The organism is Pseudomonas sp. GL-R-26 (assembly GCF_019947365.1).
Classification (GTDB): domain Bacteria; phylum Pseudomonadota; class Gammaproteobacteria; order Pseudomonadales; family Pseudomonadaceae; genus Aquipseudomonas.
The window spans coordinates 122,721-136,481 of the sequence record NZ_JAGYGI010000007.1 but is presented as its reverse complement, the minus strand read 5'-3'; the positions used below and the strand labels follow the sequence as shown (position 1 = coordinate 136,481).

At 60.7% G+C, this 13,761-nt stretch carries 8 protein-coding genes; 4 read left to right on the top strand and 4 right to left on the bottom strand.

Annotated features, from left to right (window positions below; genetic code table 11):
* Positions 1 to 23: 23 nt before the first annotated feature.
* Positions 24 to 770, top strand: a complete 747-nt coding sequence (locus KGA96_RS09835; RefSeq protein WP_046037129.1) for an SDR family oxidoreductase — start codon at positions 24 to 26, stop codon at positions 768 to 770.
* A 152-nt stretch (positions 771 to 922) separates the two neighbouring features.
* Here KGA96_RS09835 and mapR read toward each other — a convergent pair whose 3' ends face one another.
* The 3 genes from mapR to KGA96_RS09820 all read right to left on the bottom strand — a co-directional run bounded on the left by mapR (position 923) and on the right by KGA96_RS09820 (position 4,318).
* The gene (mapR, locus tag KGA96_RS09830; protein ID WP_046037127.1) at positions 923 to 2,332 is read right to left on the bottom strand and encodes a GntR family transcriptional regulator MpaR; all 1,410 of its coding nucleotides are present in this window, start codon (positions 2,330 to 2,332) and stop codon (positions 923 to 925) included.
* A gap of 78 nt (positions 2,333 to 2,410) precedes the next feature.
* Positions 2,411 to 3,823: a cytochrome c oxidase accessory protein CcoG gene (gene ccoG, locus KGA96_RS09825; RefSeq protein WP_223512613.1), complete on the bottom strand. Its 1,413-nt coding sequence runs from the start codon at positions 3,821 to 3,823 to the stop codon at positions 2,411 to 2,413.
* A 258-nt stretch (positions 3,824 to 4,081) separates the two neighbouring features.
* Positions 4,082 to 4,318, bottom strand: a complete 237-nt coding sequence (locus KGA96_RS09820; RefSeq protein WP_223466976.1) for a hypothetical protein — start codon at positions 4,316 to 4,318, stop codon at positions 4,082 to 4,084.
* Positions 4,319 to 4,865: 547 nt separating this feature from the next.
* Here KGA96_RS09820 and KGA96_RS09815 point away from each other — a divergent pair.
* The 3 genes from KGA96_RS09815 to glgB are packed head-to-tail and all read left to right on the top strand — an operon-like array spanning position 4,866 to position 12,495.
* Positions 4,866 to 6,863, top strand: a complete 1,998-nt coding sequence (locus tag KGA96_RS09815) for an alpha-1,4-glucan--maltose-1-phosphate maltosyltransferase (RefSeq protein ID WP_223512609.1) — start codon at positions 4,866 to 4,868, stop codon at positions 6,861 to 6,863.
* A gap of 56 nt (positions 6,864 to 6,919) precedes the next feature.
* On the top strand, positions 6,920 to 10,261 hold the full coding sequence (gene treS, locus KGA96_RS09810) for a maltose alpha-D-glucosyltransferase (protein WP_223512606.1): 3,342 nt from the start codon (positions 6,920 to 6,922) through the stop codon (positions 10,259 to 10,261).
* 2 nt (positions 10,262 to 10,263) lie between these two features.
* Positions 10,264 to 12,495 carry a 1,4-alpha-glucan branching protein GlgB gene (gene glgB, locus KGA96_RS09805; protein WP_223512603.1) on the top strand — a complete coding sequence of 744 codons (2,232 nt, stop codon included), beginning with the start codon at positions 10,264 to 10,266 and terminating at the stop codon, positions 12,493 to 12,495.
* A gap of 103 nt (positions 12,496 to 12,598) precedes the next feature.
* Here the strand turns inward: glgB and KGA96_RS09800 are convergent, their stop codons facing one another.
* Positions 12,599 to 13,666 (bottom strand): autotransporter outer membrane beta-barrel domain-containing protein, encoded by a 1,068-nt coding sequence (locus tag KGA96_RS09800; protein WP_223512600.1) that lies wholly within the window; start codon positions 13,664 to 13,666, stop codon positions 12,599 to 12,601.
* Positions 13,667 to 13,761: the final 95 nt, after the last annotated feature.

Genomic DNA, 13,761 nt, shown 5'->3' with positions numbered 1-13,761 from the left:
GCTTTGATTGGGGGAAAGCTCGCATGGACAAAGTCATCGTCATCACCGGCGGTAGCCGCGGCATTGGTGCCGCCACCGCTCTGTTGGCCGCCGCGCAGGGCTATCGGATCTGCATCAACTATCAGGCGGACGAACAGTCTGCACTCGCCGTGCTGGAGCAAGTCCGCGCTCTCGGTGCGCAAGCCATTGCGGTACGGGCCGATGTCAGCATCGAAGACGAAGTCATCGCGCTGTTCCATCGGGTCGACAGTGAACTGGGCCGGGTCACCGCACTGGTGAACAACGCCGGCACCGTCGGGCAGAAGTCCCGGGTCGACGAAATGTCCGAGTTCCGCATTCTCAAAATCATGAAAACCAACGTCCTGGCGCCGATCCTCTGTGCCAAGCACGCGATCTTGCGCATGTCGCCCAGGCACGGCGGGCAGGGCGGCAGCATCGTCAACGTATCATCGGTCGCCTCGCGCTTGGGATCACCCAACGAGTACGTGGATTACGCAGCGTCCAAAGGCGCGCTGGACACCTTCACCATCGGCCTGTCCAAGGAAGTGGCGGGTGAGGGGATTCGCGTCAACGCCGTGCGCCCCGGCTTCATCTATACCGATTTCCATGCCTTGAGCGGCGATCCGGATCGGGTCAGCAAGCTGGAATCGGCGATTCCGATGGCTCGGGGCGGGCGCCCGGATGAAGTGGCAGAGGCGATTGTCTGGTTGCTGTCGGACAAGGCTTCTTATGCGACCGGGACTTTTGTTGATCTTGGTGGTGGGCGTTAACTCCTGAGACAGGTGTTGTTTGCGCTGGCCTCATCGCGAGCAAGCTCGCTCCCACAGTGGATCTCCAGTGTTCACAGATATTGTGTACACCGATAAACCCTTGTGGGAGCGGGCTTGCTCGCGAAGGCGATAGTGCAGGCAACATCCAACCATCAGAACGACCGCACAATCCGCCCCAACGTCTCCATCGCCTTCTCCGAATCCTCGGTCCACGGGCTGCCGTAATTCAGCCGAATGCAATTTCTGAAGCGCTGGGTCGGTGAAAAGATCGGCCCCGGTGCAATGCTGATGCCTTGCGCCAATGCCATCTGGAACAACTTCAACGAATCCATCTGCTCCGGTAATTCCAGCCACAGAAAGTACCCGCCCGCCGGTTGGCTGACCCGCGTTTGCGCCGGGAAATACCGGGCGATGGCGGCGAGCATGGCGCTTTGCTGATCTTCCAGCGCGTGACGCAACTTGCGCAGGTGCCGGTCGTAACCACCGTGTTGCAGGTAATCGGCGATGGCGGCCTGGGCCGGCATCGAGGCGCACAGCGAAGTCATGAGTTTCAGCCGTTCGATTTTCTGTGCGTAACGCCCGGCGGCGACCCAGCCGATGCGGTAGCCGGGGGCCAGGCTCTTGGCGAACGAGCCGCAGTGCATCACCAGGCCTTCGGTATCAAAGGCCTTGGCCGGTTTCGGTGCTTGTTGGCCGTAATAGAGTTCGGCGTAGACATCGTCCTCGATCAGCGGCACCTGATGGCGCCGCAACAATTCCACAAGCTGCTGTTTCTTGGCCTCGGGCAGGGTCGCGCCCATGGGATTCTGGAAACTGGTCATGCACCAGCAGGCCTTGATCGGATGGCGCTCCAGGGTTTGTTCGAGCACGCCGAGGTCGATGCCGTCTCGCGGGTGCACGGGAATTTCCACGGCCTTGAGTTTCAGGCGTTCGAGCACTTGCAGGCAGGCGTAGAACGCCGGGGCTTCGATGGCCACCAGATCGCCAGGCTCCGTCACCGCCTGCAGACACAGGTTGAGGGCCTCCAGGGCACCGTTGGTGATCAGCAACTCTTCCATGGGCAACATCAGCCCGCCGACCATGTAACGCAGGGCGATTTGCCGACGCAGTTGCGGGTTACCCGGCGACATGTCGGTGACCACCATGCGCGGGTCCATCTCGCGGCTGGCGCTGGCCAGGGAACGGGACAAGCGTTGCAGGGGAAACAGCATCGGGCTGGGGAACGCCGAGCCGAAGGGCACGGTGTTCGGATCCTTGATCGAGTCGAGCACCGAGAACACCAGTTCGCTGACGTCGACTTCCGTGGACTCGTTGACCTCATTGCTGATCACCGGCTCGGAAAACGGCCGGGGTGCATGGGCGTTGACGAAATAGCCGGAGCGCGGACGTGCGCGGATCAGTCCACGACGTTCCAGCAGGTAGTAGGCCTGGAACACCGTGGACGGGCTGACGCCGTAGGTCTGGCTGGCATAGCGCACCGACGGCACCCGCTGGCCGGGACCCAGGACGCCGGAGCGGATCAGTTCTGCGATGTCGTCGGCGAATTTTTCGTAGCGTTTCATCGGTGTCCCGCAATGGAGTCGGTTCGATTAATTGTGGTGAGGGGGACCACAACTCACAAAGGTCAGCATCTTAAAGGCTCAGCGATTCATCGGCGCAACAAACCGGCTCTTCGCCACGCTGTAGACGCCAGGCTCATCACTGTCGACCACCTTGAAGCCGATGCTCTGTGAACTGCTGGCCGGGCGCTCCGTGAGCATCGCCACCGACACCGGCACATCGACAATCTCGCCCGGCGCCAGGCTGAATTCGGTCCTGCCCTGCAATTGGAAATCATCGGCATCCACCAGGCTCAATTGATAGTCCTGACGCTGCTGGGTTTTGTTGATCACCTTCAGACTGTAGATGTTTTCGATCTGCCCCTGGCTGTTCTCGCGGAACAGGCCCCGGTCCTTGCTGACGTCGAGGGACACCATCGGCCGTTCCACCAGCGCCATCACCAGGGCTGCGATCATTACCAGCAGCACGGCGGTGTAGCCGATAAGGCGCGGACGCAACAGGTGTGTCTTGCCACCCTGCAACTGATGCTCGGACGTGTAGCTGATCAATCCTGGGGCGTAGCCCATTTTGTCCATGATCGAATCGCAGGCGTCGATGCAGGCGGCGCAACCGATGCATTCCATCTGCAGGCCATCGCGAATGTCGATGCCGGTCGGGCAGACCTGTACGCACAGTTGGCAATCGATGCAGTCGCCCAAACCGACCTCGACGGGTTTGACCTCGCGTTTGCGCGGGCCACGGTTTTCGCCTCGGGCCACGTCGTAGGAAATGGTCAGGGTGTCCTTGTCGAACATCACGCTCTGGAACCGCGCGTAGGGGCACATGTGCATGCACACCGCTTCACGCAGCCAACCGGCATTGATGTACGTGGCACCGGTAAAAAACAGCACCCAGAACAGGCTGACGCCACTCATCTGGAAGGTCAGCAGCTCTTCGGCCAATGGCCGGATCGGCGTGAAGTAGCCGACGAACGTCAGGCCGGTCATCAGGCTGATGGCCAGCCATAAGGTGTGCTTGGCCGAGCGACGCATCAGCTTGTTCAGGCCCCACGGCGCGGCTTGCAACTTGATCCGCTGGTTGCGTTCGCCTTCGGTGATCTTCTCGCACCACATGAAGATCCAGGTCCACGAACTTTGTGGGCAGGTGTAGCCGCACCAGACCCGTCCCGCGAACACGGTGATCGCAAACAGACCGAACGCGGCAATGATCAACAACGCTGAGAGCAGGATGAAATCCTGCGGCCAGAAGGTCGCGCCGAAGATATGGAACTTGCTTTCGGACAGGTCCCAGAGCACCGCCTGGCGGCCGCCCCAGTTCAACCACACGGTGCCGAAAAACAGCACAAACAGAAAACCGGCGCCGCTGATGCGCAGGTTGCGGAACAGCCCGGTGAAGCTGCGGGTGTGGATCTGGTTGTCGCTGGCTTTGACCTTCATCTTTGGACGCGAAGGCTCGAATGTTTCTACGGTTCGGACGGGGATTCTCTCGCTCATGGTCTTTCGCTCATCAGCCTCCATCAGGCATGAGCACTATGAGCGGCGATCTGTTTGCATAACAGACTCAGGTATTGCATTAAAAAGCGGATCAGATGGCTGTGTTTGCTCAGCCTGCGACAACTTGAAGCAGCCGCCGCTGCCGGGCCCATGGGCCTTTCCAAAACAGCGGCGGCAAGTGCGGATCAATCCCGGTCAAATCACCGAACCACTGTCGGTGGCTTTCAAATGCCGGCGCCCGTCCACCGCGCCTGCCTGTCAGGTATTCACCCTGTCCGCGGAGGTTGTTTCACAGCCTGATTCCGGCTCGTTGCTCTTTGTTTCCGAGAGTTCGTGCTGGCTGTAGTCAATTTCACCGTGCAGCAGATGATTCTCCAGATCCCTGATGATTGAGCTTCTGGTTGATTGTTTTGAGGGGTTGCGTTCGGCTTCGAAGCAAAGAAATTCGTAGTTGAATATTTTCAAAGGAAGGCCAGCCGTCGATTGGTCGTTCACGGTAGAGCGCGTGGTGCTGTGCGCCAGCTCGGTCTGCGAATTCGTTGACGCTGGGAAAAATCGTTTTCATGGCTGGCCACGCTCAAGGCTGACGGAGTGATGGCTATATAAGGCGGAGGGTGTAAGTTTCGTAAAGTGTCGGACGGGCAGGATTGCTGCTTTAGGATCGGTACTACGCGTTCTTGGGAAGAGTCATTCATTTTTCATAATCGTCCCTGCTTTCGACGCGGGAACGATCAACTGTCTTCATTGCGGATTCACAATCACCGGAGGCATTGTCGTTGGCGGTTCTTCCCTTGGCGGCTGGGTCGTGCAGGGAATGGATTGTTCATTGTTCAAGCCTGCGGTGGCACATGGCGTGAGTCGTGCTTAAGTAGGTGGACTGGTCGGTTGACCGCAGCGCGTAGGACTTGAATCCGGTAACTGTCGATGAAACTTTCCCGGCGGCTGTCGCTCGGAACCTAAGTGAGTGCATCCCGGGGCGGATCGCCCGGCGGGGTGGCGACCAGACACAAGCGCGTCCATGGGGCGTAAGGAGAGAGGCTCGATGACGGCTGAAAAACCGACTGAGTTGAGCTACAACCCGCATATGCCGCTGTCGCAGGCGTTGTTGCTGCCGCGTATCGTCATTGAAAACATCATGCCGACCCTTGAAGGCGGGCAGTTCGCGGTCAAGGCCGTGGTGGGGCAGGACGTGGTGGTGACGGCCAAGGTCTTCGCCGACGGGCATGACAAGCTGGCGGTTCGTGTGCGCTGGCGGGCCGAAGACCAGGACGTCTGGCAAAGCGCGGGCATGAACGACCTGGGCAACAACGGTTGGCAAGGGCAGTTCCGTGTCGACAGCCAGGGCCCTTATCTGTTCTGTATCGAAGCCTGGATCGATCAGTTCGCCAGTTTTTGCCATGAGCTGGAAAAGAAGCATGCGGCGGCGGTGCCCGTCAGCCTGGAATTGCAGGAAGGGCGGATTCATGTGCAACAAGCCGCCGAACGCAGCGAAGGGCAACTCAGCGAGCAACTGGCAGCCTTGCACCATGAACTGTCAGGGTTGCTTGAAACCGAGCAGATTGCACTGTTTTTGCACCCGCGTAGCGCCGACCTCATGGCCCAAGTCGATCATCGTGCCTACCTGAGCCTGAGCCCGGAGTACCCGGTGGATGTGGAGCGCGAGCTGGCGCAGTTCGCCAGTTGGTATGAATTGTTCCCGCGTTCGATCACCGACAGTCCGGCCCGCCACGGCACCTTCAATGACGTGCATTCGCGGCTGGCGATGATCCATGACATGGGCTTCGACGTGCTGTATTTCCCGCCGATCCACCCGATCGGGCGCAGCTACCGCAAGGGCCCGAACAACTCACTGACGGCGGGCCCCGATGATCCGGGCAGCCCCTATGCGATTGGCAGCGAGGAGGGCGGGCACGAGGCGATTCACTCGCAATTGGGCACCCGCGAAGACTTCCGCCGACTGGTGGCGGCCGCCGCGGCCCATGGCCTGGAAATCGCTCTGGATTTTGCCATCCAGTGCTCCCAGGACCATCCATGGCTCAAGCAACACCCGGGCTGGTTCAACTGGCGGCCGGACGGCACGATCAAATACGCGGAGAACCCACCGAAGAAATACCAGGACATCGTCAACGTCGACTTCTATACCCCTGAGGCGATTCCGAGCCTGTGGGTGGAACTGCGGGACATCGTGGTCGGCTGGGTAGAAGAGGGCGTGAAGATCTTTCGCGTCGATAACCCGCACACCAAGCCGTTGCCGTTCTGGCAATGGTTGATCGCCGATGTACGGGCGTTGTACCCCGAGGTGATCTTCCTCGCCGAAGCCTTTACCACCCCGGCCATGATGGCGCGCCTTGGCAAAGTCGGTTATTCCCAGAGCTATACCTATTTCACCTGGCGCAACACCAAGGCCGAGCTGGCGACCTACTTCACTGAACTCAACGAGTCGCCGTGGCGCGAATGCTACCGGCCGAATTTTTTCGTCAATACACCGGACATCAACCCGGCGTTCCTCCACGAATCCGGGCGCCCCGGGTTTCTCATCCGCGCCGTGCTGGCGACCATGGGCTCGGGCCTGTGGGGCATGTACTCAGGTTTCGAGTTGTGCGAGTCAGCACCAGTGCCAGGCAAGGAGGAATACCTCGATTCCGAGAAGTACGAAATCCGCTCCAGGGACTTCAATGCGCCGGGCAACATCATTGCCGAGATCGCCCAACTCAACCGTATCCGTCGGCAGAACCCGGCGTTGCACACGCATCTGGGCCTGAAGGTCTACAACGCCTGGAACGACAACATTCTGTACTTCGGCAAGCGCAGCGCCGATGGAGGTAATTTCATTCTGGTGGCGGTCAGTCTCGATCCGCACAACGTGCAGGAGGCGAACTTCGAGTTGCCGTTGTGGGAAATGGGCTTGCCGGACTACGCCAGCACCCTGGGCGAAGACTTGATGAATGGCCATCGCTGGACCTGGCATGGCAAGCAGCAATTCATGCGGATCGACCCGGCGTATCAGCCGTTCGGGATTTGGAGAATTACCGCCTCTTGAGAACACCGCAGGGGATTCTCAGCCTGTGGCCAAGATGAATTCACCAGGAGTTTCACATGGCGAAGAAACCCAAGGCAGCCACGTTCATCAAGGACCCGCTCTGGTACAAGGACGCGGTGATCTATCAAGTTCACGTCAAATCGTATTTCGACTCCAACAACGACGGGATTGGCGACTTTCCCGGCCTCATCGCCAAGCTCGACTACATCGCCGACCTGGGCGTCAACACCATCTGGCTATTGCCGTTCTATCCCTCGCCACGGCGTGACGACGGTTATGACATCGCCGAGTACCGCGGCGTACACAGTGACTACGGCACCATGGCCGATGCCAGGCGTTTCATTGCCGAGGCGCACAAACGCGGCCTGCGGGTGATCACCGAGCTGGTCATCAACCACACCTCCGACCAGCACCCGTGGTTCCAGCGGGCGCGCAAGGCCAAACCCGGATCGGCGGCACGGGACTTCTACGTGTGGTCCGATGACGATCAGAAATACGACGGCACCCGCATCATTTTCCTCGATACAGAGAAGTCCAACTGGACCTGGGACCCGGTCGCCGGCCAATACTTCTGGCACCGTTTCTACTCCCACCAGCCGGACCTGAACTTCGATAACCCGCAGGTCATGAAAGCGGTGCTGTCGGTGATGCGTTACTGGCTCGACATGGGCATCGACGGCTTGCGCCTGGACGCTATTCCCTACCTGATCGAACGCGACGGCACCAACAACGAGAACCTGCCGGAAACCCACGACGTCCTGAAAAAGATCCGCGCCGAAATCGACGCCAACTACCCCGACCGCATGCTGCTGGCCGAGGCCAATCAGTGGCCGGAAGACACCCAGTTGTACTTCGGCGACACCGACAAGAAAGGCCTGAACGGCGACGAATGCCACATGGCCTTTCACTTCCCGTTGATGCCGCGCATGTACATGGCGCTGGCCCAGGAAGATCGCTTCCCGATTACCGACATTCTGCGCCAAACCCCGGATATACCCGCCAACTGCCAATGGGCAATCTTCCTGCGCAACCACGATGAGCTGACCCTGGAGATGGTCACCGACAAGGAACGCGACTACCTATGGAATTACTACGCCGCCGACCGCCGCGCGCGGATCAACCTGGGGATTCGTCGACGTCTGGCGCCGCTGATGGAGCGCGACCGCCGCCGGGTCGAGCTGCTCAACAGCCTGCTGCTGTCCATGCCCGGCACGCCAACCCTGTACTACGGCGATGAGATCGGCATGGGCGACAACATCTACCTCGGCGACCGCGACGGTGTGCGTACGCCGATGCAATGGTCCATCGACCGCAACGGCGGTTTCTCCCGCGCCGACCCGGCGAGCCTGGTGCTGCCGCCGATCATGGACCCGCAATATGGCTACCTGTCGGTCAACGTCGAAACCCAGGCCGGCGACCCGCATTCGCTGCTCAACTGGACCCGGCGCCTGCTCGCCGTGCGCAAGCAATCCAAGGCCTTCGGGCGCGGTACGTTGAAGATGCTGTCGCCGAGCAATCGGCGGATTCTGGCCTACACCCGCGAATTCACCGGGGTGGACGGCAAGCACGAAGTCATTCTGTGCGTGGCCAACGTGTCGCGCAGTGCCCAGGCCGCCGAGCTGGACCTGTCGTCCTACGTCGGCATGGTGCCGGTGGAAATGCTCGGGGGTAACGCGTTCCCGCCCATCGGCCAGCTGAATTTCCTCCTGACGCTGGCGCCTTTCGGCTTCTACTGGTTCGGCCTCGCCGCGGAAAACCAGATGCCGAGCTGGCACGTGGAGCCCGCACAGAGTCTGCCGGACTTCACCACGCTGGTGCTGAAAAAACGCATGGAAGAACTGCTTGAAGCGCCGTCACGCACCACGCTGGAGCAAAGCATCCTGCCCAACTGGCTGCAGAACCGCCGCTGGTTCGCCGGCAAGGACGCCGCCATTGAACAGGTCGATCTGGTCTATGGCGTGCGGTTCGGCGATCCGCAACACCCGGTGTTGTTCAGCGAGATCAATGTCACCAGCGCTGGCCAGAGCAGCCGCTATCAGTTGCCGTTCGGCTTTATCTCGGAGGATCAGGTCGGTACTCCGTTGCCGCAGCAATTGGCATTGTCGCGGGTACGGCGCGGACGCCAGGTCGGCCTGATCACCGATGCCTTCAGCCTGGACACCTTTGTGCATGCCGTATTGCAGGGCATTCAGGCCGGTACCGTATTGGCCTCCAGCGACGGCGACATTCGCTTCGAGTCCACCGCGGAGCTGGAAAAACTCGGCCTCAATGCCGAGTCGCCGGTACGTTACCTGTCCGCCGAGCAGTCCAACAGCTCGGTGGTGATCGGCAACAGCCTGGTGCTGAAGCTGATCCGCAAGGTCGCCTGCGGTGTGCACCCTGAGCTGGAAATGAGTGCGTACCTGACCGCAGCCGGGTTCAGCAATATTTCGCCATTGCTGGGGGCCGTGGTGCGCCGGGACGGGGCGGGTGAAGACAATTTGCTGATGATCGCCCAAGGCTATCTGAGCAATCAGGGCGATGCTTGGGAATGGACCCAGAACAACCTCGAACGGGCGCTTCGCGATGAGCTGGCCGACGCCGTGTCCGAGCAAGAACAACATTACAACGCGCTAGGCGAACTGAAAGATTTCGCCGCTATGCTCGGTCAGCGCCTGGGGGAAATGCACCGGGTGCTGGCGGCGCCGAGTGCCAACCCGGACTTCTTGCCCCAGGTCACCACGCAGAAAGAGGCGCTGGCCTCGGCCAGGGATGTCGCGGCGCAAATCGAGCACGCGCTGAACTTGCTCAAGCAGCATAAGAATCAACTGAACCCGGCGGACCAGACCCTGGTCGGCCGTTTACTGGACAACAGGAAAGCCATCCTCGGCCATGTACAAGCGTTGGGCAAAAAGACTGCGGGCGGTTTGCGCATTCGTGTGCACGGCGACCTGCATCTGGGGCAGGTGCTGGTGATCAAGGGCGATGCCTACCTGATCGACTTCGAAGGCGAACCGGCCCGGCCATTGCATGAACGACGGGGCAAACACAGCCCCTATAAGGATGTGAGCGGCGTGCTGCGCTCTTTCGATTACGCGGCGGCGATGGCGATCAATGTGCAAAGCGTCGACAACACAGCGACGGCCGATGCCGCGCGCTTGCGGGTCACCGATCGCTACTTGAGCGAGGCGCGGCAAGCATTTGTCGACGCTTATCGGCTGGCGGCAGCTAGTCTTGCCCATGCATGGCAAGATCCCGAAGGCGAGGATGCCGCGCTGGCGTTGTTCGGTCTGGAGAAGGCGGCGTATGAAGTGGCCTATGAGGCGGAAAATCGCCCCACCTGGTTGCCCGTGCCGTTGCACGGTTTATATGGATTATTGAGTGGGCTTAAACCCTTTTCCGATCTTGGTGGAGAGTAGTCATGAGTGTCTCGAACAAGGAACAGGGTCATCACAAAGAAGCGCTGCTGCCCAGGGCGCGGGATATCGATGCATTGGTGCGCGCCGAGCATATTGATCCTTTCGCCATTCTCGGTCCCCACGCTGATGGTGCCGGCGGGCAATTCATTCGCGCGTATCTGCCGGGCGCCCTGAGTGTGCAGGTACTGACCAGGGACTCCGGCGAAGAGCTGGGTCATCTTGAAGCCACGGAGACCCCGGGTTTGTTCGTCGGCCATTTCCAGCGTGCACAAGCGTACCTGCTACGCACCCGTTGGGCCGGCGGTGAGCAAACCGCAGAAGACCCTTACAGCTTCGGCCCGTTGTTGGGCGAAATGGATTTGTACCTGTTTGCCGAAGGCAATCACCGCGACCTCAGCGGGTGCCTGGGGGCGCAACTGAAAACCGTGGACGGCGTCGACGGCGTGCGTTTCGCGGTGTGGGCACCGAATGCCCGGCGAGTGTCGGTGGTCGGTGATTTCAACGTCTGGGACGGGCGCCGGCATCCGATGCGCCTGCGTCATCCCACCGGAGTCTGGGAATTGTTCATCCCGGGCCTGCAAGCCGGGGACACCTACAAATACGAGATTCTCGGCGCCCACGGCATCCTGCCGTTGAAGGCCGATCCCGTGGCGCTGGCTACCAGCCTGCCACCGGACACCGCCTCGAAAGTCGCCTCACCCTTGAACATCGACTGGCAGGACCAGGACTGGATGATGTCCCGGGGTGACCGCCATCGGGTGACGGCGCCGTTGTCGATCTACGAATTGCACGCCGGCTCGTGGCAATGCGAGCTGGACGACTTGGGTGAAGTGGCCCGCCAGTACACCTGGCCCGAATTGACCGAGCGGCTGATTCCCTATGTCAAAGACCTGGGCTTCACCCACATCGAACTGATGCCGATCATGGAGCATCCGTTCGGCGGTTCGTGGGGCTATCAGTTGCTGTCGCAATTCGCGCCGAGTGCGCGCTATGGCACGCCGGACCAGTTCGCCGCGTTCATCAACGCCTGCCACCAGGCCGAACTCGGGGTGATTCTCGATTGGGTGCCGGCGCATTTCCCCACCGATACCCACGGCCTGGCCCAGTTCGACGGCACGGCGCTGTACGAGTACGGCAACCCCCAGGAAGGTTTCCATCAGGACTGGGACACGCTGATCTACAACCTGGGGCGCACCGAAGTGCACGGCTACATGCTGGCGTCGGCGCTGCACTGGCTCAAGCATTTCCATGTCGATGGCCTGCGGGTCGATGCGGTGGCCTCGATGCTGTACCGCGACTACTCGCGCAAGGCCGGCGAGTGGGTGCCGAACCGCCATGGCGGGCGGGAGAATCTGGAAGCCATCGACTTCCTGCGCCACCTCAATGACGTGGTCGCCCTCGAAGCACCCGGTGCCTTGGTGATCGCCGAAGAATCCACCGCATGGCCGGGCGTCAGCCAGGGCACGCAACAGGGCGGCCTGGGCTTTGCCTACAAATGGAACATGGGCTGGATGCACGATTCGCTGCATTACATCCAGCAGGACCCGGTGTACCGCGCCCATCACCACAACGAGCTGAGCTTCGGCCTGGTGTATGCGTGGTCCGAGCGCTTCATCCTGCCGATCTCCCACGATGAAGTGGTACACGGCAAACACTCGCTGATCGACAAGATGCCCGGTGACCGCTGGCAGAAATTCGCCAACCTGCGGGCCTACCTGAGTTTCATGTGGGCGCATCCGGGCAAGAAGCTGTTGTTCATGGGCTGCGAGTTCGGCCAGTGGCGCGAGTGGAACCATGACCAGCAACTGGACTGGTATCTGTTGCAATACCCCGAGCACAAGGGCGTGCAGAAACTGGTGACCGACCTCAACCGCTTGTACCGCGAAGCGCCGGCGCTGCATGAGCAGGACGATGTGCCGCAGGGTTTCCAATGGCTGATCGGCGATGACGCGATCAACAGCGTTTATGCGTGGTTGCGCTGGAGCAAGGATGGTGAACCGGTGCTGGTGGTGGCCAACTTTACACCGGTGCCACGGGAGGCTTATCGCGTCGGGGTGCCGTTTGACGGGCAGTGGAACGAGGTGCTCAACAGCGATTCGTCGATCTATGCCGGTTCCAACTACGGCAACAGTGGCGGGGCGGTTGCCGAGGAAACGCCGAGCCATGGCCAGGCGTTGTCGCTGGTGCTGAATCTGCCGCCGTTGGCGGTGTTGATGTTAAGGCCGCAGGGCTGATCCGAAGTCGGCGGTGCTGCCTTTCGCGAGCAGGCTCGCTCCCACACTGAATGGATGTGGGAGCGAGCCTGCTCGCGAAGGGGCCAACCTGACCGATGTTCCTTCACCAACGCATCCGTATACCCAGGCTGCCAATCAAGCCGTTCAAGTCATTGTCGTCCACGTCGCTGCTGTAGTCAGCGCTGACGTACAGGCTCACCGACGGCGTCACCCGGGCCACCAGGCCCAGACCCAGTTCGACGGTCGAGGATTTGCGGCTGCTGCTGATCTTGTCGACCTGGTCGAGGGTGACGGTGTTGCCGGTGTAAACCGTGTGCCACAAGTTGGTCCGCACATAAGGTTCGACTGGCAAGCCGCTGATATTGTAACTGCCTTGCAAGCGCGCACCGACCCGGCCACTCCACGAGTTCAGGTCAGTTGAAGAGGCGTTGCCGGATCCGGCATACGGGGCGTCAAGGCTGATGCGCTGATTGATCAACTGTGCCTGGGGCTCAAACACCCAGTTGTCGCCCAGGCCGATGGGGAAGCCACCTTCCACCGACAGCGTCACCGCATGGCCCTCGGTGGCTTGCCGGGCTCCTTTCTCATTGCGGCTGAAGCCGCTGACCCGGCCACCGCTGGCGGTCAGGTCGACGTACCAGCCTTGTGGTCCGGTCAGGTTCCAGTAGGCGCCGAGGCTTTGCCCCTGGAGGTTGAGCCTGTCGCTGCCGGGATCGGCCATTGCCGGGGTGATCGGTGCACCGTGGTTGTTGAGCTGGTACTGATTCGTGCTACCGATAAGACCGACCCTTTGCGTATGGCCGCTGGCGCTTTGCAGGGTGAGGATCGCCGGGCCTTTGAGTGCGTTGGTGCCGGGGACGGCCAGACTTTGGGAAAGATAATCGGTTTGTGCCTGGCGAGAAGGCTGGCCGTAGAGTTGGTCCCAGGCCGTGGGTGCGGCGTCTTCGGTGGTCAGGCTGGAGCTGCGTAGATCGGGATGAGCGCTGAATTGACCGGGATAGGTTACGGCGACGGTAGACAAACTCAGTGTCGGGATGTCCTGGCGATACCACGGGGTTGTTTCCTGCTCATCGCTGGCGGCCAGTATTTCCATGGAGGAACACAGCAGGAGTGAACTCGACACCGTGCAAAAAGTGACTTTGATCTCTTGTGGGGTGAGTGAAATGTTCATGGAGATCTACCTTGCGGTCGCATGAGGTATCTCGCTCTGGCGTCTCTCCTACCCCGAATGAGGGGCGGCCGAATGGACTAGGGGCGTCACGGGCT

Coding starts and splice junctions, on each gene's coding strand:
- KGA96_RS09835 (WP_046037129.1), top strand. CDS start 24: ATGGACAAAGTCATCGTCATCACCGGCGGTAGCCGCGGCATTGGTGCC.
- mapR (WP_046037127.1), bottom strand. CDS start 2,332: ATGAAACGCTACGAAAAATTCGCCGACGACATCGCAGAACTGATCCGC.
- ccoG (WP_223512613.1), bottom strand. CDS start 3,823: ATGAGCGAGAGAATCCCCGTCCGAACCGTAGAAACATTCGAGCCTTCG.
- KGA96_RS09815 (WP_223512609.1), top strand. CDS start 4,866: ATGACGGCTGAAAAACCGACTGAGTTGAGCTACAACCCGCATATGCCG.
- treS (WP_223512606.1), top strand. CDS start 6,920: ATGGCGAAGAAACCCAAGGCAGCCACGTTCATCAAGGACCCGCTCTGG.
- glgB (WP_223512603.1), top strand. CDS start 10,264: ATGAGTGTCTCGAACAAGGAACAGGGTCATCACAAAGAAGCGCTGCTG.
- KGA96_RS09800 (WP_223512600.1), bottom strand. CDS start 13,666: ATGAACATTTCACTCACCCCACAAGAGATCAAAGTCACTTTTTGCACG.